The following is a 26544-nucleotide window of genomic DNA, read 5'->3' as shown; positions in this document are numbered from 1 at the left end:
TGCTTTTGTCCCCTGGCAGAGGCGTGCCGGCGCTGTATGCCTCTCCGGCGGTCTGGCAGTTGCCCCAGCCTCCGAAGGCCGGCCCGGTCGGCGGAGTCGAGGTGCGAACGGGACTTGGGGGAGGTAAGGGCAGGCGATACGCCCCAGGAGATGGCCTGCTCGATGCGTCAGCACGTACACGCTGCAATCCGGCCGGCGCGCCCTCCTCACACCCGAGATCTGAGCACGGCACGGCGCTGCCGCTGCGCTACAGCCCCAGATCCAGGGCGACATCCTCGCCGGGTTCAAGAAGGACCACACCACCGTTTTGTTCCTGCACTTCACCGACGCGGCCAAGGCCCGCGGCTGGCTGAAGGACCTCATTCCCAAAATCGCCACCACTGCCCAGGTCACCCACTTCAACGAGGAGTTCAGCACCCACCGCCGGGCCGGCGGGGCGTCGACCCAAAGCATCTGAAGGTCACCTGGCTGAACTTCAGCGTGACCTACCCCGGCCTGCAGATGCTCACCGGCAAGGAAGAGATCTTCGAGGACGCCCCGGCCGAAACCACGCTGGGCGTCTACCGGCAGGGCGCCGCCGCCCGCGCCGAGAGCAACGGCGATGTCGATGGCAGCGCTCCGGAACGCTGGTCCTACGGCGCCGGCGACGGAGTGCACACCCTCCACGGCGTGCTCACCCTGGCCTCGGACGATGACGAGGAACTCATCCACGTCATCGAAGCGCAGAAGAAGACCATCGCCCAGGCAGCCGGCACCGTGGTCTTCCACCAGCGCGGAGCCGTCCTCCCCGGAGACGCCCTGCAGGGCCTCCTGCGGTGCTGGACCGGAACCTGCACCACCTGCGGCCGCCCCCTGACCGGATCCAGAACCTAACGAAGCACTACTAGGGCCTCTCGTTCGGATCACGCCGGGCTCGCGGGCCCGGGCACCGCACCTCGCCGCGTTGTCGTCGGTTGCCGTGGCTTCTTCCCAAGCTCTCGGCTCCGTTCGAGCGGCGGCCTCGTCTGTTGTCCGGTTGTGCCCGGAAACTGCGCGCGCTCGGATTCGTCCTGCCTCGTGGCCCGCCTGGACCGACTTACGCAAATGCCCGTACTCGCCCCACCCAGCAGCAAAGTCCTGGTCAGGGCCTCGGAGGGTTGCGTGCGGAGGTGATTATCCGCTCTGAACGCGCTCGCCGCTCTTCCCGAAACGTTGCGCTTCAGATAATCAATATCTGTGCCCGCGGGATGAGGGTTTGGCGGGCCGCGTGGAGAGGGTTTTTATCCCGATGGTCGGGATGAAATTATTCGACGTACACAGGCCGTTGCGGCGTGCTACTGTCGGTCTCGGTTGCAGTTGTGGTTCCCAAACTTCAAGCCCCCCTGGTCGGATTCTGTGCCGTCGGGAGGGCTTTTGTATTCCGGTCTTTTCCGGTCGGGGCAATCATCGCGGCGACACGGGGTCCGCGCAGCGCGGATCCCGGTGTACTGCCCCAAAGGAGAGATGACATGGCTGCTGGTACTGTGAAGTGGTTCAATGCGGAAAAGGGCTTCGGCTTCATCGAGCAGGAGGGCGGCGGCGCTGACGTGTTCGCCCACTACTCGAACATCGCCGCCCAGGGTTTCCGCGAGCTGCTCGAAGGCCAGAAGGTAAACTTCGAGATCGCACAGGGCCAGAAGGGCCCGATGGCCGAGAACATCGTTCCCGCCTGACGCTGAATGCGACTTCGCAGCTGGGGCCCGCATCTTTCGGGGTGCGGGCCCCAGCTGCAAGCGTCTCCCGCGCCGGGTTCACCGGCGGGGTGCCTCATCGAGATTCGCACTCCCGCCGCGCACGGATCCTCCTGGCGGGCTGCAGGCGTACCCGTTCAGGGTTGCGCGCAGTCAATGCCTCGGCCCCCGCGGGTCCCCAAGCCGACATCTGCGCCGCACGGCGCTCCTGTCAGGCTCATTCGCATTTCGCATTCCATTCGGCTCATTCTTGCGATTCTCCATGCTGCTCATTTCTGCGGGAATTCCTTGATATGTGTCGTATCGAGGAAGGTTCCGCATGAACCGCACACGTATGAACGACCGATTCGCGCGCACCCGTAACGGCAGTGCCGAATCCGGTAGGGGCAGGAGCCGATTCGACTCATCAGCTCCGCGCCGTTCCGGTGGTCCCCGCAGTCGGCCTGTCGCTCCCCAGGGTGAGTTCGCTCTCCCCAGGACGATCACGCCGGCGCTGCCGGCCGCGGAGCACTTCGCCGATCTCGACATGCCCGAGCAGCTGCTGGCCGCGCTCGGCTCGGAGGGCGTGACCACGCCGTTCCCGATCCAGGGTGCGACACTGCCGAACTCCCTTGCCGGCCGTGACGTACTGGGTCGTGGGCGTACGGGTTCGGGTAAAACTCTCGCCTTCGGGCTGGCGCTGCTGGCCCGCACGGCCGGCCGGCGCGCCGAGCCCCGCCAGCCGCTGGGCCTGGTCCTCGTGCCGACGCGTGAGCTGGCGCAGCAGGTGACGGACGCGCTGGCTCCGTACGCCCGTGCGCTGAAGCTGCGGATGGCCACGGTCGTCGGTGGGATGTCGATCGGCAGGCAGGCCGGTGCCCTTCGCGGCGGCGCGGAGGTCGTCGTCGCGACTCCAGGGCGGCTGAAGGATCTCATCGAGCGCGGTGACTGCCGGCTGGATCAGGTGGGCATCACGGTGCTGGACGAGGCCGACCAGATGGCCGACATGGGCTTCATGCCGCAGGTCACCGCGCTGCTCGACCAGGTCCGCCCCGAGGGCCAGCGGATGCTGTTCTCCGCGACCCTGGACTGCAACGTCGACCTGCTGGTCCGCCGTTACCTGGCCGACCCCGTGGTCCACTCCGTCGACCCGTCCGCCGGTGCCGTCACGACCATGGAGCACCACGTCCTGCACGTCCACGGTGCTGACAAGCACACGGCCACCACGGAGATCGCCGCACGCGACGGCCGGGTGATCATGTTCCTGGACACCAAGCACGCCGTCGACCGCCTCACCGGGCACCTGCTGGACAGCGGTGTACGCGCCGCCGCTCTGCACGGCGGAAAGTCGCAGTCCCAGCGCACGCGCACGCTGGCGCAGTTCAAGACCGGCCACGTGACCGTGCTCGTCGCCACGAACGTCGCGGCGCGCGGCATCCACGTCGACAACCTCGACCTCGTCGTGAACGTCGACCCGCCGACCGACCACAAGGATTACCTGCACCGCGGCGGGCGCACCGCCCGCGCCGGCGAGTCCGGCAGCGTGGTCACACTGGTCACCCCGAACCAGCGCCGCGGCATGACCCGCCTCATGGCGGCCGCGGGCATCACCCCGCAGACCACCCAGGTCCACTCCGGCGAAGAGGCGCTGAGCCGCATCACCGGCGCCCAGGCCCCCTCCGGCGTCCCGGTCGTCATCACCGCACCGGTGGCCGAACGCCCCAAGCGCAAAGCTGCCTCCCGCGGCCGACGCCGGCCTGCTTCGGCGCCCCGGCGCAAGCCCGCGACGTTTTCCGCCACCAGCGCGGCGGCCTAGAACCTTCATGCTCGGGAAGCCGACCCATCGCTGTAGGAGACACCTTTTGATACCGGTTCAGGTGCAGCACCGCCCGACGGCACCCACCCCTATGGTGGTCGAGGCCATGAACGAGGTCGGACCGCAGGTCTGTGACGACATGACCGTCGAGGTGGCCCTGTCCGTCATGGCCGCCGCCCATACGGGGCATCTGCTCGTCTGCGACGCGGACGGCCAATGCACCGGCCTGGTCATCCAGGCCCAGCTCACCGCCGTCCGCGACGGCTGCGCGTACACGGACCGCGTCCGCCTGCGCGACATCCTCGGCGCCCCTCCTTTCACCACGATGACCGACGTGCATGCGACGCCCGGTCGTCGGCTTACGGCATCTCCCGTGACCGCCGAGCACGGCAGCGCTCCGGGCGTCCTGGCCTGCTCCCGCTGAACCATCCCGCCCGGTCGGACCGCCCCTTCTCCTCTGTGAGGCATCATGCGCTGTGTCATCGCCCGCTTCCCCTTCGACCTCACCAAGAGTGACGTGCTGCAATCGATGGAGGGCGCCGTGCCCGAGCCGGTCACCGGCGAGTCCGTGATCATCGGGCGGCGCACCTACCCCGCCAAGCAGGTGGGTGGGGTGATCACCGGGCAGGACCGCCGTGACTTCAGCGCCGGCGAAGTCGTCCGGGCTATGACCCGACTCGGCTTCACCTGCGTCGGCCTCCCCCAGCCGGCGGCCCCCACGCACACCCTCAGTCCCCTCCAGCGCGCTTCCGCGATGCTCGGCACCCCCCTGTCCGGCTGACCCACGGACAGGCGCAAGCAGCCACACCCGTCGGGGAAGCCACCCCCCTCCTCGGCCCCAGCGCGCTCGACCAGGCGTGTCTTGCCCACCCCGGTCAGCGTCACCAGCCGTCCTGTTCGCCCACATCCCGGCCGCTGTCGGACACGGCGTGGTCGTGTTCGACAAGTGGGCCTGGCGCCGGCCCGTCATTCATCGCTTCACCGGTCACCCCTGGGATGCCGGCCGGTGGCGCGTGGTGCCCCTCCCGAGCCCGGACAGTCGCATACCCGAGGGGGAAGCCGGGGCCCCATCACCGCGTATACGGCGATCGAGCAGACCTTCTCAAGCCTGCACGCCACACTCCGCACCGAAGAAACCTCCTCCCCGCCGAGATCAGGTTCCTGTACGAGAACACTCCGCGTATGAAGCACCAACCCCGCAGCCCCGCAGCCCCCGGCAGGAAGAAGCCTGCCGCATCTTCACCAGAGACTCACTCCCCGAGCTACCGCCGAGCACTACTACACCAGCCGATTCACCCTCGGCGATATGGACTTCACCCTGTCCAACCACTCCACCAACTACGGCACCTTCGCCGAAGCGCAGGCCGGAACGGCGAGGCGCAGCGACGGTCAGTTGCGCTGGTGCAGTGAGACGTCAGGTGGGTCAGCCGGCTGGCGGTTCGTTGCCCCGCGGAGCCACTGCACGAGAAGATCCTCCGACCGGAGGGGTTCTGCATTCAGGCCGGGGCCTCCGGCTGCGGAACGGCCGTGCGGGTACGCAGTTCCTCGTTGATGCGCTGGGCTTCTTCGAGCTGGTCTTCGAGGATGATGATGCGGCAGGCGGCTTCGATCTGGGTGCCGGCGTCGACGAGCTCCCGGGCGCGGGCGGCAATGCGCAGCTGGTAGCGGGAGTAGCGGCGGTGGCCGCCTTCGGAGCGCAGCGGGGTGATCAGGCGGTGCTCGCCGAGTGTGCGGAGGAAGGCGGGGGTGGTGCCGAGCATTTCGGCGGCCCGGCCCATGGTGTAGGCGGGGTAATCATCGTCGTCGAGCTTGTCGACGGGGTGGGTGCTGCGAGGGGGCATAGACCTCTTCTTCCGGGGATACGTCCGAGGGGCCCGGGTGCCGTACGGCACCCGGGCCCCGAGCGTTCAACACCATCTGCCGGCCTGCTTCATGCCGGCGTTCGTTTTCCGCTTGTCCGCCTGGGAGGGCGGAGCTGCGGGGATCGCGGATTCTTGACCGGGGACCACCTTCCGTTCCGGGGCCTGCGGTACCCGGGCGGACGCTTCCTCGCCCGGGCGATCCTGATGGTGTCTGCTCCTTACCTCATTCGGTGACAAGTTGCACTGCTCGTTCTTGCGGGTCGTGCATGCGGCCCCTGGTGAGCCGCTCGGCCCGGCAGCCAGCCACGGAACCCACCACTTCCGGCCCCGCCACTCCGCTGCCGTTCCGGTGCGCGGCAGGTCATCTCTGCCGCGCCCTCTTCGACTTGCTGAGTACGACGAAAACGCTACCTCCGCCACCCGCCCATGTCTACTGTCACCATCACAGATTTACTCCATCAGCAGGACAGACCAATCTGCCCCAGCCGCGTCCGGAACGCAGCCTCCCTCTTCGGCCACGCGATCCGCCACCGCACTCGGCGACTCCCCGCAACGAGCCGGTGAGGCTTACGCGGCCGTGCCGGCGCCGCCCTCATCGTCCCCGTTCTCGCCGTCCCCGTCCTCGCTCGCTCCGCTCCCATGGTTGTCGTGCAGCAGGCGGGCGAGTTCTTCGTCCATGTCGATCTCGTCTGTGACCGTGGTGTGCTCAACCCAGTCGCAGGCGGCGCGGAGCCGGGGCCACGTCCTGCGCGGTCACCTCCTGGACGTCCTCGGCCAGCTGCTCATCGCGCAGGGCCGGCACCAGGTCGTGCGTGGCAGTCAGGAGCTGGTGGCGGGCCTTCTTCCAGCCCAGGAACAGCAGCACCTTGTTCGTGGACCGGAGCGCCGGGGCGACAGGGGAGTTCGTCAGGGGATTGCAGGGGACGTCGTCGCTTGCGTCATCCGGCCACGCCTCTGCCTGGAGGTGGGCTCGGTGGAACAGTTCGCGGGCTCGGTCGTCGTGGGCGGCGTGGAAGGCGACCCCGGGGCGGCGCAGGAGGTCGGTCGCCACCTGCGCGGCGACCTGATCATCCACCGCCAGGTCGTGGATCGCCTCGATTTTTTCCTGCACGGTCTGCGGGTGTCCACCTGCCAGCCCATCTGCCGCTTGGCCGCATCGCACGTCCACCGCACCTCCCCGGTCCGTACCTCGGTGAGTGAGGCGAGACGGAGAGGGTGGTCATGTGTCCGTACTCCGAATCAGGAGGCTGACCTCTCGGAGCTGGCCGGCGATCGGCTTGGTAGTCCGGTTACAGCTTGCGGGTATCCAACAGCCGCACGAGTGAGGAGCGTTCAGCTTTCCATTTCGGGCTGCGGCGTCTGGCTCGTGAGCGCGCCTCCCGCGTCAGGAAGAGCAGCAGCCGCAGCGCGTGATCCAGCAGTTCTCGCAGGGCCTTTGAGTCGCTGCCGCCGGTGTGAGAGCGGCCAGGGCCTGCTGAGGAAAGCCGTGGTACTCCCGTCGCCGAGAGGGCTGCCCAGACGGCGGCATGCGTAAGGCGTCGGCGTGCAGTGGTTCCGGTCAAAACGCTCGCCTGCAGCCGCCACCCGCGGGCCGGCCGGTCTACCGGGACCACCCAAGAAGGATGGCGTCAGGCATGCGGCCCGGCTGCAGCATGCCGCGGCGGATTACCGTCCTGCCGTTTTGCCTCCCGTCCGCGGGCCCGTAAAAGTGGGCGGCTCTGGTCACCTACCGCGCGCACCGGTCAGTGATCGGGGCTCTCGTAGATGAGGAGAGGACGCCTGGAGCATGGCCCATCTCTTACCTCGCGCAGTGTTCCCCGACCGCCTCGTGCGCCTGGTGCTGGGGGCAGCCGGGCAGCTGACCACCCCGCTGCTCCCGGACGATTACCTGGCGTTGACCGATCCGCTGCTGTCGCGGCGCTGGCCGGCCGGGCGGGTGGAGGCGGTACGGGCGGAATCGGCGGAGGCATCGACTTTGGTGATCCGGCCCGGCCACGGCTGGCCGGATCATCATTCGAACCAAGCGGTACTCCCTCGGCTGTACGCCTGTACTGCCCGTGTGCAGCGCCGGCCTGCAGCGCAGCTGGTGAGGGCCCGACATTGCGGCCTGCCAACCGCTTCGACATCGTCGGCGGCGAAGGTGGACTCCTCGCGGCCGGCCTCGTCGGCGGCCTGACCAGAGGTGGCGCACACATCGCCATCGTCGACGACCCCGTCAAGGACATGGCGGATGCCGACTCCCCCACCATGCGCCAGCGAGCCTGGGACTGGTGGACCTCCGTCATCCAGACCCGCCTCGAACCGACCGGCGCCCTATGCCTGATCCAGACCCGCTGGCACGAAGACGACCTCGCCGGACGCTTCCTCGCCACCGAACGCGACGCCTGGTGCGTCATCGACCTCCCCGCCCTGGCCGACAGCCCGGACGCCCCCCTCGGCCGCGCATCCGGAGGGGCCCTGCGGCCCGAACGCTTCGACGCCGCCCACCACGCCAAGACCCGCAAGCGCGTCGGCGAAAGGTTCACGGTGTCGATGGTCTCGTAGCCGCATGGGTTGAACCGGTCAGCTCCGGCCGCGGCCGGAGCGGCCGCCCGTCCGGGCAGCCGCTCGCTGCCCTCGACCCCGCCAGGGCCGCGTCCTGCTGGTGGAGTCGGCCGGATCGCGGGGGCGGGGCGGGCGGCGGTGGTGAACTGGCGTCGCCGGCACCCCGACCTTCCCCTGGTCGCCGGCGGCACCGAGGTGCATCCCGTGTGCGACCGGCAGGCGGTCGTCGCCTGGCTCCTCGCCCGCGACGCCAACATCGCGGTAAGCCGTTGCTGGGGCGCCCTCGGCAGCCCCAGCAACGGCCCCAGGTGAGCTCCGCAGACCCGGCCCGAGCTCTCGCCGGGAAGAGCCGGATCAGGAAAGCCCGCCGGCAACCCGCTTCCCGGCAGCCCCGCGGTCGTGCCTGTACGCCTCGCTGTCTTCGGGTAGCGGCGACAGCGCGGGCGGGGAGCGGCTACCGCGGTCCCCGGCAGCGCGTCACCCCCTGTTGTCCTTGTTCCTGTTGAACATGTACTTGTTGTATTTAGTCGTGTCCGAGGATGCATTGCCGTCCCCCGGATCCTCGACCCCGCTTCCGCCGGTGTGTTTCACGTTGGGTTTCACATTCTCACGTTCGACTCCCCCCACTGATTAAGCAACCACTTCCTTCTTTCGGCGGTCGTCGTGTTTTCTCGGCGAATCAGATCGGACAGCTCCCTTGGGCCGTGGCAGGCCGTGATCTGATTAATCGAAGAGCCAACTAGGCCCATGCTGACCAGGTGACTCTGGATTTTCTCTGCCTGTTCATGGCTGCACCCAGAGGGGAGGCACCTCGAAAAATAGTCACTTTTCCCCTTCTCCCTGCCGAGTGCCTTGTTGGTTGCGGCTAGAGCAGCCCAGCCCGCGTTGTCCAGCCCCTACCGTCGGAGCCATCGCCGTCGGAGCCGTCGCCGTCCGCGTCGGAACCGTCACCGGCGTCACCGTCCGCATCACCACCGTCGAACCCGTTCCCAGCATCTCCTCCGCTGTCCCCGTCGAACCCACCACCGCCATCACCGTCGCCGCCATCGAAACCGCCGCCGTCTTCCCCGGTGTAGTCGTCGTCCGACATGAGCCCTCCCTTGAGGTGGCGTGTACGCATGAATGCCGCGTGGCGAGCCGGCCCATTGGCGGCCCGCCACACGGAGCGAATCAGGCGGCCGACGCCGCCAGCGGCATCAGCCGTTGATGGTGAACGAGCCGTCGAACGGCGCGGACTTCAAGCCGCCGAAGAACGACTGCGCGCCGCAGTTGATGCCTTCCTTGACCAGGTCGACGCGGAACTGGCCGTGCAGATGGGCGCCCGTGTAGGCGCCGTCGGTGACGGTGCCGTCGATGGTGGCGCTGTTGAACATCTGGCCGGAGATAGTCACCGACAGGGTGCTGCGCAGGGTCTTGCCTTTCTTGGTCTTCCACTCGATGGTGCCGGTGCGGGGGTGGGGACGTCGCCGCCCACCACGCAGGACATGGGGGCGTTGAAGGAGCCGTTGAACTTGGCCGTGGCGATTTCACTGCCGCCCGGGCTCATCCCGGTGCAGGTGCGGTCCTGCCCGGCGTACTGCACGTTGGTGTCGCGCGGGACGGGGAGCGGGAGCAGTCCCGGGGAGAAGGATGCCTGTCCGCCGGCCTGGCACGACACACCTGCGGCAGCAGCTGCTCCTGGTGCGGCGGCCTCCGCGGCAGGTGCCGACAGGCACGCGGCGGACGTGGCCGCCAGCAGGGCCAGGACACGGAGGGAGGTGACGGGTGGTCACGGATGTGGACGCACGGACAGACACGAGGTTTTCTCCCCAGGTCAGGGGAATGAGTTTCCCAGCGCCGGCACCAGGGCCGGTGGGATCACTTGTTCCGGCAGCACCGTCGTCCGCTACAGCCCACCACTGAAAAGCAAGCCCCGGACCACGACCGTCCAGACCAACACCTCCTATGGTCCCTGCCTCCTGTCCAGCCAGCCCAACGTGACCTCGGGCACCCGCACCGCTACGGTCACCGGCCAGCTCTCCTGCCAGGCGCTGCTCGCCCCCACGACAGTCGCCTTCACCATCACCTGGAATACCGGCCAGACCTCAACCGTCCGCGCCAACGTGCAGTCCAGCCTCGTGGAGGGTACGACCTTCGTCGTCCTCCTGACCGGGACCGTCACCGGCGGCCTGTTCAACGGCAGTACGTTCACGCAGGCCAACACCGGAGCCGCCGGCGGCATCCGTGATTGTCTGAGCGGCAGCGGTGACGGCCTCCCCGGCATCTACACGACCACCCTGCTCAGGATCGGCTGAGAAACCCCGCCGGCTGTGCTGCCGGTCTTCGATGAGGCCAGCGGGTCCGATGCGCCGGCCGTCGTCTGTTCCCAGGCGCCTTGACGTCGCTGCTGCGGGCGGCAACCTCCGCACCCCCCATGCATGCTCTTCCACAGCTGCCCGCACAGTGCGTTCGTCTCGTTCGGTACTCGTGTGAGTGACCGCCGAACACGTCATTCTCAGACCGCGGTGGAGGTCCTCAACTCAGGTACCGGTTTTGTGGGGCTGGGTGCCACGGCTTCTGCCGTTCTGTGGCGCTTCTGGCTCACCTCCCCCGAAGTCGAACTGCTGGGTGGCAAGGAGAGCCATGTCGCGGTGGGTTTCGATCGCGGTGCATAGGGCGGCAGCCAAGACATCGGGCGGGAGTGCATCGCCCTGGGGGGGGTGGCGGTGCCGGCGAAAAAGCGGCGGTCGGTGGTCTTCGGTGGGGCGGTGGGCAGCTGGTGGTCGGCATCTGCCGTTCGGTGACAGCCGGGCGCTCGAAGAGGGTGTGAGTGCTGGGGGCGTCGAGGGCGGCGCAGGCGGTGACGTACTGGGCGAGGGCGGAGAAGAGGTGGACTCCGCTGGGGTCCCAGTCGGAGATCACGAAGATGTGCACGGTGCGGTGGTCGGCGGCGGCTGCGCGCTGGGCGGCGGCGCGTTGCCGGTGACGCTGTTGAAGCCGGAGTGTGAGTAGACCGGTATGCCGTAGGGGTCGGCGGCCGCGGCCGGCTGCGGCACCATCCCGGCCGTCTCCGGCCACGCGTCAGGACAGGCCGGCTGTCCGGCCTGCCGGTCCAGCCGGAAGGCTTCGGCCGCCTGCCGCTGGGCGGTGCGGAACTCCTCCGGGCCGTGGTCGGCGATCGGTGCGGCGACGGACTCGGTGTCATCCCGCAGGGTCCCCGAGGGATGCGGCCGGAGCGGCGGGCCATGCCGAGGGCTTCGAACAAGCGCTTGTGGGTGCGCTCCTCCTTGGTCGGCACCGGCCCCGGGGAGAACGGATTCGAAAACTTTCGACTGTTCATCGGGATTGTTTCGAAGGCATATTGTGCCCCAGGATCTGTGCAGGCTCCTGGCCCCCTGCTTGAAGCTCCGCACTGGCAGCCACTGGGCATGCCCCACCATGCTCACGTTCGGTTTCTGTACTGGCTGCATTGGCAGGTGCATGCCATCCGGCAGGAGGCAGGCCCCCGCTCCTCACCGAAAGTTCTCGACCCCTCACTGTAGAAAGAGGTCAGTCATGAACAGCAGAGCCTCCGGCATCGCCCGCCGGGTCCTGGCGCTCAGTACGACGGGGATGCTCGCCGCGACGGGCGTCGTCGCACTCTCCGGCTCGGCGCAGGCCGCGAGCACCCTCGGTACGGCGGCTGCCGCCCAGGGCCGCTACTTCGGCACGGCGGTGGCCGCGAACCACCTCGGGGAATCACCGTATGTCAGCACGCTGGACGCCGAGTTCACGTCCGTGACACCGGAGAACGAGATGAAGTGGGACGCCGTCGAGAGCTCTCGCGGCACCTTCACCTTCGACGCCGCGGACAGGATCGTCTCGCACGCCCAGGGCAAGGGCATGAAGGTCCGCGGCCACGCCCTGGTCTGGCACTCCCAGCTGCCCGGCTGGGTGGGCGGCCTGTCCGCCACTGACCTGCGTAGCGCCATGAACAACCACATCACCGAGGTCATGCAGCACTACAAGGGCACGATCCACTCCTGGGACGTCGTCAACGAGGCGTTCCAGGACGGCAGCAGCGGGGCGCGGCGCAGTTCTCCCTTCCAGGACAAGCTGGGCAACGGCTACATCGAGGAGGCGTTCCGTACCGCACGGGCCGCCGATCCCAACGCCAAGCTCTGCTACAACGACTACAACACCGACGGCGTGAACGCGAAGTCCAATGCCGTCTACGCCATGGTCAAGGACTTCAAGCAGCGCGGCGTCCCCCTCGACTGCGTCGGGTTCCAGAGCCACTTCAACAGCGATTCCCCCGTGCCGGCGGACTACCGGCAGAACCTACAGCGCTTCGCCGACCTCGGGGTCGACGTGCAGATCACCGAGCTGGACATCGAGGGCTCCGGCTCCGCACAGGCCACCAGCTACGGCAATGTGGTGAAGGCATGCCTGGCGGTGTCCCGCTGCACCGGCATCACCACGTGGGGCATCACGGACAAGTACTCCTGGCGCAGCAGTGGTACACCGCTGCTCTTCGACGACAACTACGGCAAGAAGCCGGCGTACTACGCCGTGCTGTCCGCGCTCGGCGGCACGAGCGGCGGCGGGGGCACCCGTACCTGCACCGTCTCCTACGCGAAGCAGGAGGAGTGGGGTGACCGCTACAACGGCAAGGTGACCGTGACGGCCGGCCCGTCCGGGATCAGCGGCTGGAGCGTGCCGGTGACGGTCGCCTCCGGGCAGAAGGTCTCCGCCACCTGGAACGGCACGCCGAGCTGGGACAGCACCGGCAACGTCATGACGATGGCGCCGAAGGGCAACGGCAGTCTCGCGGCCGGTGCGTCGACCAGCTTCGGGTTCACCGTCATGACCAACGGCAACACCGCGCCGCCCACTGTCGGCGCGTGCACCGCTTCATGACGCGCGCCGCACCACCCGCAGGCGTGCGCGCAGGAACCGCAGCGCCGCCTCGTCGTCATCGGCAGCACCGCCTTCGTGGCCGTTGTACCGCCAGACGTCGATCTCCTTGGGGCCGCCGTACTCGTGGTAGGCGGCGAACACCGTCGAGGGCGGCACGATGTCGTCCATCAAGGCCACCGAGAAGCGGGCCGGCACGCGGGCCCGGCGGGCGAAGTTGACCCCGTCGAAATAGGCAAGCGTCCGGTGCACCTGGTCCTCGCGGTCGCGATGGACGGCCAGGTAGTCGGCTATCTCGCGGAACGGGGCGGCATCGGTGACGGTGACGGCGCGCGGGAAGTCGCACAGGAACGGCACATGGGCGACGACCGCGGCGAGGTCGGGGACGAGGGCCGCGACAGCCAGTGCCACTCCCCCGCCCTGGCTCCGCCCGAGCACGGCGACGCGTCCGGGATCGACCGCGCGCAGGCCCCGCGCGGCGTCCACGGCACGGACCGCGTCGGTGAACAGGCGCCGGTAGTAATAGGTGTGCGGGTCCTCGATACCGCGCGTCATCATCCCGGGCACCTGCGGACCCGCGGCGCAGCTGTCCGGGGTGTCGCCGCGGGACCAGCCGGAGCCCTGGCCGCGGGTGTCCATGTGGAAGTGGGCGAACCCGGCGCCGGCCCACAGCAGGTTCTCCAGGGCGTGGCCGCGCCCGCCGCCGTACCCGACGTACTCGACGACGGTGGGCAGCGGCCCGCTCGCCCCGTGCGGCAGGCGCAGCCACGCCTTGACGGGCTCGCCGCCGTGACCGGGGAAGGTGACGTCGTAGGTGTCGATGGCGGTCAGGCCCGTGTCGACCGGGTTCAGTGCCGCCTCGGCGGGACGTGTTCCGGCCTCGCTCAGGGTGTCCTGCCAGAACGTTTCGAAGTCGGTGGGGTTGCGCTGGCGGCTGCGGTAGGTCCGGAGTTCCGGCTCGGGAAGGTCGTGGTGCACGGTCGTCTCCTCGGTGGCATGGGCATGTGCCCGGCCGCCGGTCGGTCCGGCAGCCGGGCACCTGACGTTGCGTGGGTAGGTCCTCGCCGTGCCTGACGTTGCGTTGGGTGGGTCCTCACCGTGCCTGACGTGGCGTCACGCGCAAGTCCGGGTGCAGCCGGCGCCGGTGGTCCACCGTGCGCACCGGGCCGGTGAGCCGGACCCGGGCCGTCAGGCGGGCGTCCGTGCTGGAGGCGCCGAACCGCAGTTCCAGGTCGCCCGGTTCGACGATGCGGTGTCCGTCGCGGCCGGTGAAGGACGCCAGGTCGGCGGGGACGGTGGCGCGTACCTCCGCCGCCTCGCCCGGCGCGAGGTCGAGGCGTACGTACCCGATGAGGCGCTGGAGGGGCTGGACGACGGAGGCGACGGGATCGTGCAGGTACAGCTGGACGACCTCGGTGCCCGGCCGCTTCCCGGTGTTGCGCACGGTGCAGGCCGCCTCGAACTCGCCCTCGGTATCGGCCTCTTCGTGCGCGATGACGAGTCCGGACCAGTCGAAGGTGGTGTACGTCAGTCCGTGGCCGAAGCCGAAGGCGGGGGTGGGGTCGATGCTGGAGACCTCGGTGGAGTGGCCGAGGCGGGGTGCGAGGTAGGTGGAGGGCTGCGCACCCGGGAGCCGGGGCACGCTGACGGGGAGCCGGCCCGTCGGGGCAACGCGTCCGCTGAGGACGGAGGCGAGGGCCGTCGTCCCCTCCTCGCCGGGGAAGAACGTCTGGACGACGACGGCGGCCTCGGTCGCCGCACGGCCCAGGGCGTACGGCCGGCCGGCGAGCAGGGTGACGACGAGCGGGGTGCCGGTGTCCAGCAGCGTGTCGAGCAGCTGCTGCTGTACTCCGGGCAGGGCCAGGGAGCCGGCGTCGCAGCCCTCGCCGCTGCTGCCGCGGCCGAAGAGACCGGCCCGGTCGCCGAGTGCGGCGATCACCAGGTCGGCGCCGCGGGCCAGCTCGGCGGCCGCGGCGAAGCCGTCGGTGCCGCTGCCGTCGACGGTGGTACCGGACGCGGTGACGATCTCGCTGTCCGGGAACTCGGCGGCCAGTACTTCGCGCAGGGTGGGCAGTTCGATGCCGGCGGGCACCTCCGGGTGCTGGCTGCCCACGTGCACGGGGAAGGAGTAGCAGCCGAGGACCGCCGTCGGCGTGTCGGCGTTGGGACCGATCAGCGCGATGCGCGCCGGGGCCCGGCCGGGTCCGAGGGGCAGTGTGCCGTCGTTGCGGAGCAGGACGACGGCCTGCTCCGCGACGCGGCGGGCCAGGGCGCGGTTGTCCGCCGTGTCGAGGTCGACCGTGCCGCGCAGGTCCGCCGCGTCCGTGTCCGCATCCGTTCCGGCGAGGGCCGCCGGTGTCGGGTCCCAGCCGGCGTCCAGCAGTCCCAGCTGGGCTTTCTGGATCAGGACGCGGCGCACGGCGCGGTCCACGGCCGCCTCGGGCACCAGTCCCCGGGCGAGCGCTTCGCGCAGTGGCGCTCCGAACGCCTTCACGGTGGGCAGTTCGACGTCGACGCCCGCGGTGAGTGCCGCGGCGGCGGCTTCGCCGAGACTGCCGGCAACCCCGTGCAGAGTCTGGAGGAAGGCGATGCCGAAGTAGTCGGCGACGACCGTTCCCTCGAAGCCCCAGGTGTCCCGGAGCAGGCCGGTGAGCAGCCGTTCATCGGCCGCGGAGGGAATGCCGTCGGTGTCGGTGTAGGCGTGCATCACCGAGCGGACACCGCTCTCCCGTACGGCCATCTCGAACGGCGGCAGGATGACGTCGGCGCGTTCTCTGGAGCCCATGCCGACGGGCGCCAGGTTGCGTCCCGCGCGGGAGGCGGAGTATCCGGCGAAGTGCTTGAGGGTGGCGACGACGCCGGCGGACTCCAGGCCGCGTACGTAGGCGGTGCCAATGGTGCCGACGAGGTAGGGATCCTCTCCGATGGTTTCCTCGACCCGCCCCCAACGGGCGTCGCGCACGACGTCCAGGACGGGGGCGAGGCCCTGGTGGACGCCGACCGCTCGCAGGTCACGGCCGATCGCCTGCGCCATCTCCTCGATGAGTACGGGATTGAAGGTGGCGCCCCAGGAGAGGGGTACCGGGTAGGCGGTCGCGCCCCAGGCGGCGAAGCCCGCGAGGCATTCCTCGTGCGCGAGTGCGGGGATGCCGAAGCGGTTCGCTGCGGCGATGCGGCGCTGGGTGCGCAGCAGCGACAGCGCGCCGAGTGCGGGGTCGACGGGGGTGGTGCCGAAGGGCCGGGTCAGCTGGCCAAGACCGTAGGGAAGCAGGTCTTCAAGGAGTACCGGCTCTTCCATGTCGTGCTGGTGCGGGGCGACTTCGGCTCCCTCGGCGGAGGCGCCGACCCAGACCCCGAAGAGCTGGGCCGTCTTCTCCTCCAGTGTCATCTCGGCGAGCAGCGCGTCGGCCCGCTCCGCCGGATCGCGGGCCGCGTCCTGCCACAACGGGACCCGGGTCTCTTCGGTTCGTTCGGTCTGTGCGGGCATGTGGCCGGTCACTTTCCTCCGACGCCCATCAGGCCCTGGACCAGGGCGCGGCGGGCGAACAGATAAACGAGCAGGATGGGGAGCATGGACAGGACGACCGCGGCGAGCAGACCGGGGATGTCGACCCCGTGCTCGGTCTGGAAGTCGTAGAGGCCCATGGTGATGACCTTGGTGTCGGCGGACTGTGTGAGCACCAGCGGGAAGAGGAATCCGTTCCATGCCTGCAGGGCGGAGAAGACGATGATCGTGGAGAGGCCGCTGCGGGAGAGCGGCAGGACCAGTTGGAAGAAGACGCGCCGGGAGGACGCGCCGTCCATCGTCATCGCCTCGTACAGCTCCGGTGTGATGTCACGCATCACGCCGCTGAGGATCAGGGCGCACACCGGCATGGCGAAGGCGGCGGTCGGCAGGATGACGCCGATGAGGTTGTCGTAGAGCCCGGCCTCGCTCATGACGTAGAACATGGGCACGATGACGGCCTGGGAGGGGATGGCGAGGCCGAGCAGGAACAGCCGGAAGACCGTGTGCGTCACCCTGCTGCGGCTGCGCACGATGGCGTACGACAGCGGCGGCACGAGGAGCACGACGATGCCCACGACGCACACGGTGACGAGGGCGGTGTTGAGGAAGTAGTGCCCGAAGCCGCTCTGGAAGTCCTTGATGTAGTTGTCGAGCGTGAAGGTCTTCGGCAGGGCCAGCGGCCCGTTCGCCCCGTAGTCGGCCCGCGACTGGAACGTGGCGACGAGCATCGCGTACAGCGGCAGTGCGACCAGGAAGAGCCAGATCAGCGAGCCGAAGCCGGCGAGGTGGTTGGGGCGGCGCTTGCTCACAGGCCCTCCATCGTGCTGCGCATCCTGTCGTAGCCCGAGAGACGCACCACGATCAGCGAGATGACCGTGGCGACCAGGACGAGCAGCACGCCGATCGCCGAGGCCGTCCCGTAGTCGAAGTTCTTGAACGCCTTCTGGTACATGTAGTAGGCGCTGATGGTGGTGTCCGTGCCGGGGCCGCCCTGCGTGAGGATGAGGACAGTGTCGAAGGTCGTCAGGCCGCCCACCACCATCAGGATCGTGGACGTGATGATGCTGTTGCGCAGCTGCGGCAGGGTGATGTGGAAGAACTGCCGGACCCTGCCCGCGCCGTCGATCTGGGCCGCCTGGTAGAGGACTCGGGGTACCGCGCGGGCCGCTCCTTGGTAGATGAGCGTGTGCAGCGGTGTGAACTGCCAGGCGCTCACGAAGACGAGGACGCCGATGGCGCTGCTCTGCGCACCGAAGAGGTTGCCGTCGCCGAAAAGCCACTCGGCGTGTGCGGGTACCCCGAAGTTGGGGTCCAGGACGGCGCGCCACAGCACGGACACGGCCGCCGCCGACAGCAGCAGCGGAACGAAGTAGATGGCGGAGAGGACGGCCCGGTTGCGCTGGGGGCCCGCCGCCCAGACGCCGAGCAGGATGCTCAGCGGCGTCTGGACGGCGACGCCGAGGCCGGTGAGCAGGACACTCAGCCCGAGGCTCTTGAGCATGACGGGGTCGTCGAACAGCTTGCTCCAGTTGTCGAGCCCGGTGAACCGCGGAGCGCTCAGCCCGTCCCAGTGGGCGAAGGAGAGCACGGCGACCAGGACGAGCGGGAGGAGCGCGAAGAGGCCGAAGAAGACGGCGGCGGGTGCCGCCCAGGCGAAGCCCGGCCGGCTGACGCCGGTGGCGGTGGGGGTCATGAGAGGGGTCCAAGTCGGGTGGTCGGCGCGGTCAGGACGTGGGCAGGGCCTGCATGGCCTTGATGAACCCGTCCTCGTCGAGCCCACCGTTGAGGAACTGCTGAACGGCCTGGTGCATGCCGACCGTCGCCGTCTGCGGGTACGCCTGGTCCCAGGAGAGCTGGAAGGCGGGTGCCTTCTCGACCTTGTCGTACTGGTAGCGGGCGAAGTCCGGGTCGGCGGCGGTGTCGAGGAACTTGTCGGTGGTCGTGGTGGTGGGCAGGTTGCCGATGCCGAGCTGGGCCTTGACGAACTCGTCCGAGTACTGGAGCTTCAGGAACTCCGCGACCGCCTCCGGGTGCTTGGTCTTCTTCAGCACCGAGTAGAAGTTGTTGGTATTTCCGACGAGGTTGTCCGGGTCGCCCTTGCCGCCGTCGACCGACGGGAAGGTGCCGTAACCGAGGTCGTGTGCGGCGAAGTCGGGGTGGCTGTCCTGCTGGGTGGAGTACTCCCACGAGCCCATCAGCTCGAATCCGGCCTTCCCCGTGGCCAGGAGGGTGGGCGAGCCCTGGTCGGTGAATTTCACCGAGTCGTAGTTCGTGCCGAAGGCTCCGGCGTCCACCAGGTCCTTGAGCATGCCGAGGGCCTTCTTGCTGTCGGCGCTCGCCCAGGCATCCTTGTCCCCGCCCAGCGCCTTCTGGAACAGGCCGGGGCCGGCCACCCGGTCGTAGAGGTACTCGAACCACATGAGCGTGGGCCACTTGTCGCCGCCGCCCAGGGCGATCGGCGTGACGCCCTTTGCCTTCAGCTTCCCGACCGCCGCCAGCAGGTCGTCCCAGGTCTTCGGCGGCTCGACACCGGCCTCCTTCAGCACCTTCTTGTTGTGGAACAGCAGCACGGGCTGGGTGCCGCGCATGGGGACGCCGTACGGCTTCCCGTTCACCTCCGCGCTCCGGAACACTGAGGGCAGGAACTTGTCCTTGAGGTCGGGATCCTTCGTGATGAACTGATCCAGCGGCATGAGGAGTCCGGCATCGACGAACGGTTTGATGCTGCCGCCGCCCCAGTTGAAGAAGACGTCGGGGGCCTGCTTGCTGTTGATGACGGTCTGCAGCTTGGCCTGGTAGTCGGCGCCCGGGATGGTGTCCAGGACGGCCTTCACCTTCGATGTCCTGTTGAAGGTGGCGATGATCCGCTTCTCCACCTTGTTCGCGCTGTCGCCGTAGACCAGGACGTGGATCTTTCCGTCGTCCCTGCCCGCCGATGCGGCGCCCCCGCCGCACGCCGACAGGGTGAGCGTCAGGCTCAGTACGGCACCGCCGACAGCGGCGTTCCGCAGGAACCGTGCGCGTCGTCTCATCGCCCCCACCTTTCGAAACTTTTTCGAAGCTATTTCCGAAACTTCACGCGTCGGGACGCTAGGACTCCCCGCTTGGGCGGGTCAACCCTCGGTCGGCGAGTTATCAACTTGTGACGCTGCGCCCGCAGTTGGCGGTGCTCTATGCTCCTCACCATGCGCGATGACGAGGAGTCGAGCCGTGTCACCCTGGCCCAGGTGGCGAAGCAGGCCGGGGTTTCCCTCTCGACAGTTTCGAAAGTCCTCAACGGGCGGCAGGACGTCGCCGCACCGACCAGGCTCAAGGTGGAACGCCTGCTGGAGGCACACGCCTACCGGCGCACGACCCGCTCGGCTCAGGAGGCACCACTCATCGAGCTGGTCTTCCACGAGCTGGACAGCATCTGGGCGATGGAGCTGATCCGCGGAGTGGAGAACGTGGCCAAGGCCCACCGGGCCAGCGTCGTCCTCACCGAGAGCGGAACCCGGCAGGCTCCCGGTCCCGACTGGATCGAAGGGGTGCTGCAACGCCGGCCGCTCGGCGTGGTCCTGGTCTTCTCCGCCCTGCCGGCGGAGGTCAAGCAGCAACTGCGCTCGCGCGCCATCCCCTTCGTCATCATCGACCCCGCCGGCGATCCCGACCCCGACGTCCCGTCGGTGGGCTCGGCCAACTGGAGCGGCGGGCTCGCGGCCACGCGCCATCTCATCGACTCCGGGCACCGCCGCATCGGCATCATCACCGGCCCCGAGGACATGCTCTGCTCGCTGGCACGCCTGGACGGTTACCGCTCGGCAATGAGCATGGCGGGCCTGGAGATCGACCCCGATCTCGTCCTGTACGGCGACTTCCACGTCGAAGGCGGTTACGAGGGGACCAAGAAACTGCTATCGCTCCCCCGGCCACCGACCGCCATCTTCTCGGGCAGCGACCTGCAGGCCCTCGGCGCGCTGGAAGCCGCACGCGTCAGTGGCCTGCGCGTCCCGCACGACCTGTCCGTGGTCGGCTACGACGACGTGCCGGTCGCCCGCTGGTCCAGCCCTGCGCTGACCACCGTGCACCAGCCACTGCGGCGGATGGCCGAGGAGGCGACCCAGATGCTGCTGCGCATACGGGCGCAGGCACCGGTCACCACCAGACTCGAACTGGCCACCAGCCTCGTCGTCAGACAGAGCACGGCCCCGCCCCGCGACTGACTACGGCGTGCCCGTGGGCGGTGCCCGTGCCCGATGCCCGCCTGACTATGGCGTGCCCGTTGGCGGCGCCCGCCAGAGCAGCAGTACGGGACCGGCCAGGCCAGTGCCGGTACGGCAGCCAGGACACACCGGAGGACATCGGACGGCAGGTCCGGGCCGCCGCAGCCCACCGCCCAAGGAGCCGGCCATCCCACGGTGCAGTAAGCGCGTTGCTCCCTCCGTGCCCGGAGAGACCGTGAACGTCGATCCTGGCGAGGCTGCCGCGTCGGTCGCGCGGGAGCTGCTGAAGGTGGTCGCCGACGACGGCGAGGAACTACAGCGTCGCTACCGGATCGAGCACGAGGACTACCTGCCTCACCGGGCCGTGCGCTCTCGCAGGGTGAACACGGAGCCCCTGGCCCCCGGCACCCGCCCGGTGCCGTCGCCGGAGGGACGGCCGCTGGCCGGCCTCCATCGAGGCGAGGTCGCTCCCGAGCTCGAGTCGGCGCTGCTGGAGAGCGGACTGGCTACCGTATCGAGGCGCAACTCTGTTGTCCGTGCGTCGGGCCACGAGTGGCTGGGGCACACTGAAACCCGCACCACCCGGCGCACGGTCATGCGCGCACACCGGGCAGGAATCACAGCCGGCCCTGTCCAGCGGGTTCGGCGTCAGGCGCTGGCGCCGCCGTCGGCGACCAGGTCATGGCCGACGACGAAGCTCGCCGCGTCGGAGGCCAGCCACAGGACGGTGGCGGTGATCTCGTCAAGATCGGCGGGGCGGCCGAGCGGGATGGTGGCCCCCAGGCGCTGATCGCGGTCGGCCTCGGTCTCGCCGGGCCGCATCGACATGGACGTCCGGGAGGCGCCCGGGCTGACGGCGTTGATGCGTACGCCGTCCTCGATGTGGTCCCGGGCGGCGGCCCGGGTCAGCGCGGAGACGGCGGCCTTGGAGGCCGCGTAGGCGCCCATGCCCCGGTAACGCAGGTGGGCGCCGATGTTCGAGGCCGTATTGACGATGGCGCCGCCGCCGTGCGCGCGCATGTGCCGGATCTCGTGCTTCATGCAGAGCAGTACGCCGGTGACGTTCACGGCCAGTTGCGTGTCCCACTCCGCCTCATCGACCTCGGCGACCGGGCCGAGTGCGGTGAGGACACCGGCGTTGTTGTGGGCGACGTGCAGGCCGCCGTGCCGGGCGACGACGGTCGACACCAGCCCCTGGACCGAGGCGGAGTCGGTCACATCCGCGCGGACCGCGTCCGCCGTCCCACCGTCCTTCTCGACGAGCCGCACGGTCTCGGCGAGCGCGTCGGTGTTGCGGCCGGCGGCCACGACGGTGGCGCCGCGTGCGGCGAAGGCAAGTGCGCTGGCCCGGCCGATGCCGGAGCCCGCCCCGGTGACCAGGACGACCTTGCCGTCGAAGCGCGGACTGCCGTCGAAGCGCGGGCTGCTGGACGTAGACATACGGGACCCCTAGAAGTGTCGTCGGCGCCGATCCCATTTCTGTGTCGACCGGCACAGAAATCATGCGTGCCGCACCCCCGGTGGTCAAGCGTTATATTTGCCGAGCGTTACAGAAATTGTTGCCGGCCCGCCCCGGCAGCCCGGCGGCAGCGGGAGGGAAGCGATGGCGAGCAGAGGGCGCCCCCGCGGCTTCGACCGCGACCAGGCCCTTGAACAGGCGCTGCGCGTCTTTTGGGAACACGGCTACCAAGGCGCCTCGATGACCGCGCTGACCACCGCCATGGGCATCAAATCCCCCAGCCTGTACGCCGCGTACGGCTCCAAGGAGGAACTCTTCCGCGAGGCCCTCGCCCTGTACGCGGCCACCGAGGGCTCCTACACCCAACGCGCCCTGGACGAACAGCCCACCGCCCGCCGGGCGGTCGACGCCGTGCTCCGCGACAACGCCGCCGCATACGCCGATCCCGCCACCCCGCGCGGCTGCCTCGTCGTCCTGGCCGCGCCCCTCGCCACTCCGGACAACGCTGACGTCGCCGACTTGCTCGCCGGTCTGCGCGCCAGGACTCGCCAGGCCGTCCAGAGCCGTATCGAGCGCGGCATCGCGGACGGCGACCTCCCCACCGGCACCGACGCCGCGGGACTGGCCGCCTTCTACACCACCGTCCTCAACGGGCTCTCCTTCCAGGCCCGCGACGGAGCCTCGCTCGCCGCGCTGAACATCGTCATCGACCACGCGATGCGCTGCTGGCCGCAGCCCACGCCGACGCCCGGGAAGTAAAGAACCTCGGAAAGCGGGCCCGGCGCGGTCACCAGGACGGTGGAGAGGTGGGATCGGGCCGCAACTGGCTCCTGCGGCCAGATACCACCCTGCTCAGTACCCCTCTGGGACACTGGGCCACAGTCATCGGGGCGGAACACGCGCCCCGGCTGGGTCAGAAGGAAACGTCGATGTAGTCGATGTCGGTGAATTCCACTTCCAGGTCATCGGCGCGGCGGCCGCCGTCCTTGAAATAGATTTCCTGGAGCCCTTCGGCGACGATGCCGCGCAACTGCTGGTCGCCGGCGCCCTGTTGCTGGGCGTCGAAGAGGCGGGCGGCGTAGGCGGGTGGGAGGTGGACGGTCAGGCGGCGGACCCGGCCGTCGTCGGTCGTGCCGATGGGCGCGGTGTAGCCGAAGCGGGCGCGGGTTTCGATGGTGATGCCCGCGGTGGTGGCGGCCTGCTTGCGGCGGCGCTGGCGTACGCGCGGCTGCCATACCTTGGGCACTTCGCGACGCAGTGCGTCGGCGAGGCGCTTTTGCGGGGTCTTGCGCTGCCCGGCGAGGTAGCGCTCGATGGTGCGTTGGGAGACGCCCAGGCGAGCGGCTACCGCGCGCGTGGAGCCCTTCTCCGCGCGGACCAGGAGGCGGATCTGGGCGAGCGGGGTCTTGGGTGGCTGGCGGGTGAATGCCTCGCGTTCGGCGCGGTCCAGGGCGTCCTCGATGTCCCCCACGGCCTACCTCACTCTCCTTCGTCCAGGACGGCGTCGCCGCCCTTGATGTGGCGGGCCGGGTTGTAGTGCTGCTCCATCACATCCACCGCCCAGGCCATGGTCTGCACGCCCTCGACCTTCGCCAGGCCCGGGGTGGGGCCCAGGCGGAAGGAGCCGGGGTAGGGCTTGCCGTCGGCGTCGCGCGGCAGGAAATCCAGCGGGGACGGGCCGGGGCTGGGGTAGACCACGCAGTCGGAGAGGACAGCCAGGGGGTACAGGCCGACCGCCTCGGCGGTCTTGCGCATCTTGCGGTGCATGTTCACCCGCGCCTTGGAAATCACCGCCGCCCGGATGTCCGGGCGCCAGGTGGGGCGTTCCAGGGCCGGCCAGCGCTCCCCGTCACGGTAGTGGCGGCCCTGCGGGCGCTCGCGCAGCTTGCCGATGCCGCCCTTGACGGTGGACTTGATCGCCGCCAGGACGGCCGCCAGGCCGGGGTCGGTCTGCTTGTGGTGTTCCATCGCGGCGAGGAAAGCGCGCTCGTCGAGGTCGCTTGTGACGCCGAGGTCGGCGAGGGTGTCGACGTAGGCGGTCTTGAGGCGGTCGTGCCAGGGGTCCAGGTACGGGCCGGTCTCCCGGCGCAGGTACGCCTCGATGGGGGTGATGTCGTAGCCGAGCTCGGCCGCGTACGCGACGGTGGGGGTGGCGTACCAGGCCGGGCCCTCCGGACGCCGACCCGACGGCGTGAAAGGCGAGGGGAGGCGCGGGTCCAGCTCGATATGGGAGAGGTCCACCAGCCAGGAGCCGGGGATCTTCTTGTCGAACACCGGGCGCCGCACGTACTCCGGCTCCCCCAGGCCGACGCTCAGGCGCGCGGCGGCTGCGAGGAAGGCGGTGTTGATGTCGAGACCGATCGCGTGGGGCAGCAGGCACTCCTCGTCGGAGAGCAGTGCCACCTCGCGCACCCACTGGTACGCCTCTTCGTCCAGGAAACCGCCGTCCCAGCCCTGGGCGACAGGGTGCTCGGGGGTGGCCTCCGGCGGGGCCGGGTCGACCGGGGCGGTCAGCGCGCCGGGATTCGGACCCGACACCCAAGCGCCGGTCGTGGCGTCCTTGACCGGGCGGGTCGGCGGCCGCAGGGCGGTCATCAACTCCAGGCCGGATACAGCGGTGGAGCCACGCGGGGTCAGCACCCGGGTGGCGTAAGTCCCCAGGACGCGGGCGAGTTCGGCCGGTGGGAGGTCGGCGGCGCCGGGCCAGGCACGTGTGTCCAGGGCGTCCCAGGGCAGGATCGCCAGCTGGACACACTGCCGCTGACCGGCCTTGGCCGGGCGGTAGATCCGCGGCCACGGGCCGAAACCGCGCTGGGTCAGCTTCCACTTCGCGCGGGTGATCTGTTTGAGGACCGGATGGTCGTCGGGCAGGCGCAGGGAGCGGCGGGCTTCGGGGCCCTCCAGGCGCTCGGGCAGGCCGAGGCGGACGGCGGCCGACGCGGTCAGTGCGATCAGCGGGTCGGCGTCCTTGCCGTGCCGGTGCAGTCGCGGTGCCCCGAGACCCGACTCCTTGAGGGTCCACTCGACCAGGGCCGGCACGGTCTTCGCCGGGCACTCCAGCATCAAGCCGTCAGCGCAGTAGGCAGTGCCGTCACCGTCCAGGACGGCGAGTGGCCCGTGGGGGAAGCGTGCATCGGCGGCCGGCTTCTTTGTTGCTGTCTTCTTCGCTACCGGACGCCGCGGTGCCGGGGCCCTGTTCGTACCGGTGGCCGCGAGGTGCTGCGGGTAGGCGTCGGCGTCCGCCGGGACGGAGGCCGCCTGGGGCGCGGGAGCCACAGGCGGCGCGGAAGCCGACGCGGTCGACGGCTCAGGCGGGGCCGTCGACTGGGGGGTGGGAGGCGCGGCTGGGGCAGGGGCAGGGGCTGGGTAGCGCTCGGCGAGGCCCTCGAGCAGCCTGCGGTATGCCTCCAGACGTTCCGCCTTGGGCTCGGCGCGGCCGGCCTCCCACGCCTGAATACTGTGCACACGCGCCCCAAGCGCCTGGGCGACGGCGGCCTGGGTGAGCCCGGCCGCCTCCCGCAACCGCACCCGCTCCGCCGGCGCGGGCAACACGGTGCCTTCGTCGACGGCGGCCAGCAGGGAGTCGATGGCGTCGAAGAGTTCCTCGGGCTGATGGTTCATCGGTACTCCCTTTTCTACCGGACGCCCTGGCGGATCTCTTCGAGCCGGGTCATCAGCCGCTGATAGCGCTGCGAGGCGGCCTGGGAGGACTTCATACCCTGGTACCGGGCGATCTGCCGCCAGTCCAGGCCGCGGCGCCGGGCCTCGATGATTACCTGGGTCTCCAACCGGTCCAGCTGACTGCGCATGTCCTCGAACAGGCTGAGCGCCGCGCCGAGATCGTCGGGAGCCACGTCGGGAACCGGCCGGTCACCGTCCCCGTGACCGGCGGCGGTGAGCAGCCGATGGAGCAGGGCGGCATCCCGCTCCAGGCGGCGTGCCTCGGTCTCCTGGAGGGTGGGATCGCCTGCCAGGGCGGACAACCGTTCGCGGGCCTCGTCCCGAGCGTCGCATGCCATACGGTCACTCTACGCTACGGGGACAATGAAACAACATGTTGTTGTCTCGTTGTCTTCGGGCGGTCGGTCTACCGACAGGCCATAACAGCCACTGGGAAGACGACCGAGCCCTCACCCATCATGAGCGCCCGACTCTGCCCGACTCCCCCAGCTTCACCATTCCCTCGACGTCAGCGTCTACCGGCTCCTGACCAGGCAGAAAGGGTGCCCGGCCGGGTCGATGAGAACGCGAAACCTGGCCTCATCCGGCTGGTGGCCCGGCTTGCTCGCTCCCAGCTCGAGCAGCCGGGTCTCGGCTTCCGCCAAGTCATCGACCTCGAAGTCGATGTGCAACTGCTGGGGACCACTCTGATCGGGCCAGCGGGGAGCCCGGTAGTCATCGACCCGTTGGAAGCCGATGAAGAACCCGTCCGCACAGTTCAAGCCGGCGAACTCGGCGTCCGACTTCGGATGCAGTTCGAGGCCGGTGGCCTGCTGATAGAACGCCGCCAGAGCCAGCGGATCAGGGCAGTCGAGAGTTATCGCGCACGCCTTCATCTGCAGCGGCATGGCACCTCCGAGGAGATCATTC

The 26544-nt window shown here is 69.4% G+C and carries 27 protein-coding genes; 12 read left to right on the top strand and 15 right to left on the bottom strand.

Translation table 11 applies throughout. The features are described from left to right. Nucleotides 1–259 precede the first annotated feature (259 nt). The 6 genes from ACIGXO_RS31590 to ACIGXO_RS31565 all read left to right on the top strand — a co-directional run bounded on the left by ACIGXO_RS31590 (nucleotide 260) and on the right by ACIGXO_RS31565 (nucleotide 4285). Nucleotides 260–457 carry a hypothetical protein gene (locus tag ACIGXO_RS31590; protein WP_399793745.1) on the top strand — a complete coding sequence of 66 codons (198 nt, stop codon included), beginning with the start codon at nucleotides 260–262 and terminating at the stop codon, nucleotides 455–457. 23 nt (nucleotides 458–480) lie between these two features. Continuing rightward, nucleotides 481–873 (top strand): hypothetical protein, encoded by a 393-nt coding sequence (locus tag ACIGXO_RS31585; protein ID WP_399793704.1) that lies wholly within the window; start codon nucleotides 481–483, stop codon nucleotides 871–873. A 614-nt stretch (nucleotides 874–1487) separates the two neighbouring features. Beyond that, on the top strand, nucleotides 1488–1691 hold the full coding sequence (locus ACIGXO_RS31580) for a cold-shock protein (RefSeq protein WP_399793702.1): 204 nt from the start codon (nucleotides 1488–1490) through the stop codon (nucleotides 1689–1691). A gap of 337 nt (nucleotides 1692–2028) precedes the next feature. Next, nucleotides 2029–3504: a DEAD/DEAH box helicase gene (locus ACIGXO_RS31575; protein ID WP_399793700.1), complete on the top strand. Its 1476-nt coding sequence runs from the start codon at nucleotides 2029–2031 to the stop codon at nucleotides 3502–3504. 106 nt (nucleotides 3505–3610) lie between these two features. Then, nucleotides 3611–3928: a hypothetical protein gene (locus ACIGXO_RS31570; RefSeq protein WP_399793747.1), complete on the top strand. Its 318-nt coding sequence runs from the start codon at nucleotides 3611–3613 to the stop codon at nucleotides 3926–3928. 45 nt (nucleotides 3929–3973) lie between these two features. Beyond that, the gene (locus ACIGXO_RS31565) at nucleotides 3974–4285 is read left to right on the top strand and encodes an SCO5918 family protein (protein ID WP_399793698.1); all 312 of its coding nucleotides are present in this window, start codon (nucleotides 3974–3976) and stop codon (nucleotides 4283–4285) included. 715 nt (nucleotides 4286–5000) lie between these two features. Here ACIGXO_RS31565 and ACIGXO_RS31560 read toward each other — a convergent pair. Continuing rightward, nucleotides 5001–5345: a MerR family transcriptional regulator gene (locus ACIGXO_RS31560; RefSeq protein ID WP_399793696.1), complete on the bottom strand. Its 345-nt coding sequence runs from the start codon at nucleotides 5343–5345 to the stop codon at nucleotides 5001–5003. Nucleotides 5346–6072: 727 nt separating this feature from the next. After that, entirely contained in the window at nucleotides 6073–6528 is a 456-nt protein-coding gene (locus tag ACIGXO_RS31555; RefSeq protein ID WP_399793694.1) for a DUF6192 family protein, read from the bottom strand. Nucleotides 6529–7466: 938 nt separating this feature from the next. Here ACIGXO_RS31555 and ACIGXO_RS31550 point away from each other — a divergent pair. Together ACIGXO_RS31550 and ACIGXO_RS31545 are read left to right on the top strand one after the other, a co-directional pair. After that, entirely contained in the window at nucleotides 7467–7910 is a 444-nt protein-coding gene (locus ACIGXO_RS31550; RefSeq protein ID WP_399793692.1) for a hypothetical protein, read from the top strand. Nucleotides 7911–8048: 138 nt separating this feature from the next. Beyond that, entirely contained in the window at nucleotides 8049–8222 is a 174-nt protein-coding gene (locus ACIGXO_RS31545) for a hypothetical protein (RefSeq protein WP_399793690.1), read from the top strand. A gap of 553 nt (nucleotides 8223–8775) precedes the next feature. Here the strand turns inward: ACIGXO_RS31545 and ACIGXO_RS31540 are convergent. Then, the gene (locus ACIGXO_RS31540) at nucleotides 8776–9000 is read right to left on the bottom strand and encodes a hypothetical protein (RefSeq protein WP_399793689.1); all 225 of its coding nucleotides are present in this window, start codon (nucleotides 8998–9000) and stop codon (nucleotides 8776–8778) included. 106 nt (nucleotides 9001–9106) lie between these two features. Next, nucleotides 9107–9301 carry a hypothetical protein gene (locus ACIGXO_RS31535; protein WP_399793686.1) on the bottom strand — a complete coding sequence of 65 codons (195 nt, stop codon included), beginning with the start codon at nucleotides 9299–9301 and terminating at the stop codon, nucleotides 9107–9109. Between the two features lie 585 nt (nucleotides 9302–9886). Here ACIGXO_RS31535 and ACIGXO_RS31530 point away from each other — a divergent pair. Then, nucleotides 9887–10204 carry a hypothetical protein gene (locus tag ACIGXO_RS31530; protein WP_399793683.1) on the top strand — a complete coding sequence of 106 codons (318 nt, stop codon included), beginning with the start codon at nucleotides 9887–9889 and terminating at the stop codon, nucleotides 10202–10204. Between the two features lie 603 nt (nucleotides 10205–10807). On the opposite strand, the gene ACIGXO_RS31525 is transcribed toward ACIGXO_RS31530, so the two are convergent. Further along, the gene (locus ACIGXO_RS31525; protein ID WP_399793681.1) at nucleotides 10808–10948 is read right to left on the bottom strand and encodes a hypothetical protein; all 141 of its coding nucleotides are present in this window, start codon (nucleotides 10946–10948) and stop codon (nucleotides 10808–10810) included. A gap of 496 nt (nucleotides 10949–11444) precedes the next feature. On the opposite strand from ACIGXO_RS31525, the gene ACIGXO_RS31520 reads away from it, so the two are divergent. After that, complete coding sequence (locus ACIGXO_RS31520; RefSeq protein ID WP_399793679.1) at nucleotides 11445–12788, top strand: endo-1,4-beta-xylanase; 1344 nt, start codon at nucleotides 11445–11447, stop codon at nucleotides 12786–12788. Here the strand turns inward: ACIGXO_RS31520 and ACIGXO_RS31515 are convergent. The 5 genes from ACIGXO_RS31515 to ACIGXO_RS31495 form a co-directional block, all read right to left on the bottom strand. Continuing rightward, nucleotides 12783–13763 (bottom strand): acetylxylan esterase, encoded by a 981-nt coding sequence (locus ACIGXO_RS31515; protein ID WP_399793677.1) that lies wholly within the window; start codon nucleotides 13761–13763, stop codon nucleotides 12783–12785. The two genes, ACIGXO_RS31520 and ACIGXO_RS31515, sit on opposite strands and share 6 nt — an antisense overlap. A gap of 115 nt (nucleotides 13764–13878) precedes the next feature. Beyond that, nucleotides 13879–16272, bottom strand: a complete 2394-nt coding sequence (locus ACIGXO_RS31510) for a glycoside hydrolase family 3 N-terminal domain-containing protein (protein WP_399793675.1) — start codon at nucleotides 16270–16272, stop codon at nucleotides 13879–13881. Between the two features lie 8 nt (nucleotides 16273–16280). Next, nucleotides 16281–17102 (bottom strand): carbohydrate ABC transporter permease, encoded by an 822-nt coding sequence (locus ACIGXO_RS31505; RefSeq protein WP_399793672.1) that lies wholly within the window; start codon nucleotides 17100–17102, stop codon nucleotides 16281–16283. Continuing rightward, on the bottom strand, nucleotides 17099–17986 hold the full coding sequence (locus tag ACIGXO_RS31500) for a carbohydrate ABC transporter permease (RefSeq protein ID WP_399793670.1): 888 nt from the start codon (nucleotides 17984–17986) through the stop codon (nucleotides 17099–17101). The genes ACIGXO_RS31505 and ACIGXO_RS31500 overlap by 4 nt, the downstream gene beginning before the upstream one ends. Before the next feature lie 31 nt (nucleotides 17987–18017). Next, nucleotides 18018–19325: an ABC transporter substrate-binding protein gene (locus tag ACIGXO_RS31495; protein WP_399793668.1), complete on the bottom strand. Its 1308-nt coding sequence runs from the start codon at nucleotides 19323–19325 to the stop codon at nucleotides 18018–18020. Between the two features lie 141 nt (nucleotides 19326–19466). Between ACIGXO_RS31495 and ACIGXO_RS31490 the strand changes: the two genes are divergently transcribed. Continuing rightward, nucleotides 19467–20495, top strand: a complete 1029-nt coding sequence (locus ACIGXO_RS31490) for a LacI family DNA-binding transcriptional regulator (protein WP_399793666.1) — start codon at nucleotides 19467–19469, stop codon at nucleotides 20493–20495. Between the two features lie 648 nt (nucleotides 20496–21143). On the opposite strand, the gene ACIGXO_RS31485 is transcribed toward ACIGXO_RS31490, so the two are convergent. Then, nucleotides 21144–21935: an SDR family NAD(P)-dependent oxidoreductase gene (locus ACIGXO_RS31485; RefSeq protein ID WP_399793664.1), complete on the bottom strand. Its 792-nt coding sequence runs from the start codon at nucleotides 21933–21935 to the stop codon at nucleotides 21144–21146. A gap of 163 nt (nucleotides 21936–22098) precedes the next feature. Here ACIGXO_RS31485 and ACIGXO_RS31480 point away from each other — a divergent pair, with 163 nt between their 5' ends. After that, nucleotides 22099–22713, top strand: a complete 615-nt coding sequence (locus ACIGXO_RS31480; protein WP_399793662.1) for a TetR/AcrR family transcriptional regulator — start codon at nucleotides 22099–22101, stop codon at nucleotides 22711–22713. A gap of 154 nt (nucleotides 22714–22867) precedes the next feature. Here the strand turns inward: ACIGXO_RS31480 and tpg are convergent, their stop codons facing one another. From tpg to ACIGXO_RS31460, 4 genes are all read right to left on the bottom strand, one after another. Then, the gene (gene tpg, locus ACIGXO_RS31475) at nucleotides 22868–23425 is read right to left on the bottom strand and encodes a telomere-protecting terminal protein Tpg (RefSeq protein ID WP_399793660.1); all 558 of its coding nucleotides are present in this window, start codon (nucleotides 23423–23425) and stop codon (nucleotides 22868–22870) included. Nucleotides 23426–23433: 8 nt separating this feature from the next. After that, on the bottom strand, nucleotides 23434–25575 hold the full coding sequence (gene tap / locus ACIGXO_RS31470) for a telomere-associated protein Tap (protein WP_399793658.1): 2142 nt from the start codon (nucleotides 25573–25575) through the stop codon (nucleotides 23434–23436). A gap of 14 nt (nucleotides 25576–25589) precedes the next feature. Next, entirely contained in the window at nucleotides 25590–25973 is a 384-nt protein-coding gene (locus ACIGXO_RS31465) for a hypothetical protein (RefSeq protein WP_399793656.1), read from the bottom strand. 177 nt (nucleotides 25974–26150) lie between these two features. Continuing rightward, nucleotides 26151–26522 (bottom strand): VOC family protein, encoded by a 372-nt coding sequence (locus ACIGXO_RS31460; RefSeq protein ID WP_399793654.1) that lies wholly within the window; start codon nucleotides 26520–26522, stop codon nucleotides 26151–26153. Nucleotides 26523–26544: the final 22 nt, after the last annotated feature.

This window comes from Streptomyces sp. NPDC053542 (assembly GCF_044544685.1).
Taxonomy (GTDB): domain Bacteria; phylum Actinomycetota; class Actinomycetes; order Streptomycetales; family Streptomycetaceae; genus Streptomyces.
The sequence above is the reverse complement of the archived record's forward strand: the minus strand, read 5'-3'. Positions and strand labels throughout refer to the sequence as shown.

Bases quoted from the DNA above. Each gene is read 5' to 3' on its own strand.
- ACIGXO_RS31580 (WP_399793702.1), top strand. From the start codon at position 1,488: ATGGCTGCTGGTACTGTGAAGTGGTTCAATGCGGAAAAGGGCTTCGGC.
- ACIGXO_RS31575 (WP_399793700.1), top strand. From the start codon at position 2,029: ATGAACCGCACACGTATGAACGACCGATTCGCGCGCACCCGTAACGGC.
- ACIGXO_RS31570 (WP_399793747.1), top strand. From the start codon at position 3,611: ATGAACGAGGTCGGACCGCAGGTCTGTGACGACATGACCGTCGAGGTG.
- ACIGXO_RS31565 (WP_399793698.1), top strand. From the start codon at position 3,974: ATGCGCTGTGTCATCGCCCGCTTCCCCTTCGACCTCACCAAGAGTGAC.
- ACIGXO_RS31560 (WP_399793696.1), bottom strand. From the start codon at position 5,345: ATGCCCCCTCGCAGCACCCACCCCGTCGACAAGCTCGACGACGATGAT.
- ACIGXO_RS31540 (WP_399793689.1), bottom strand. From the start codon at position 9,000: ATGTCGGACGACGACTACACCGGGGAAGACGGCGGCGGTTTCGATGGC.
- ACIGXO_RS31525 (WP_399793681.1), bottom strand. From the start codon at position 10,948: ATGGTGCCGCAGCCGGCCGCGGCCGCCGACCCCTACGGCATACCGGTC.
- ACIGXO_RS31520 (WP_399793679.1), top strand. From the start codon at position 11,445: ATGAACAGCAGAGCCTCCGGCATCGCCCGCCGGGTCCTGGCGCTCAGT.
- ACIGXO_RS31510 (WP_399793675.1), bottom strand. From the start codon at position 16,272: ATGCCCGCACAGACCGAACGAACCGAAGAGACCCGGGTCCCGTTGTGG.
- ACIGXO_RS31500 (WP_399793670.1), bottom strand. From the start codon at position 17,986: ATGACCCCCACCGCCACCGGCGTCAGCCGGCCGGGCTTCGCCTGGGCG.
- ACIGXO_RS31495 (WP_399793668.1), bottom strand. From the start codon at position 19,325: ATGAGACGACGCGCACGGTTCCTGCGGAACGCCGCTGTCGGCGGTGCC.
- ACIGXO_RS31490 (WP_399793666.1), top strand. From the start codon at position 19,467: ATGCTCCTCACCATGCGCGATGACGAGGAGTCGAGCCGTGTCACCCTG.
- ACIGXO_RS31485 (WP_399793664.1), bottom strand. From the start codon at position 21,935: ATGTCTACGTCCAGCAGCCCGCGCTTCGACGGCAGTCCGCGCTTCGAC.
- ACIGXO_RS31480 (WP_399793662.1), top strand. From the start codon at position 22,099: ATGGCGAGCAGAGGGCGCCCCCGCGGCTTCGACCGCGACCAGGCCCTT.
- tap (WP_399793658.1), bottom strand. From the start codon at position 25,575: ATGAACCATCAGCCCGAGGAACTCTTCGACGCCATCGACTCCCTGCTG.
- ACIGXO_RS31465 (WP_399793656.1), bottom strand. From the start codon at position 25,973: ATGGCATGCGACGCTCGGGACGAGGCCCGCGAACGGTTGTCCGCCCTG.
- ACIGXO_RS31460 (WP_399793654.1), bottom strand. From the start codon at position 26,522: ATGCCGCTGCAGATGAAGGCGTGCGCGATAACTCTCGACTGCCCTGAT.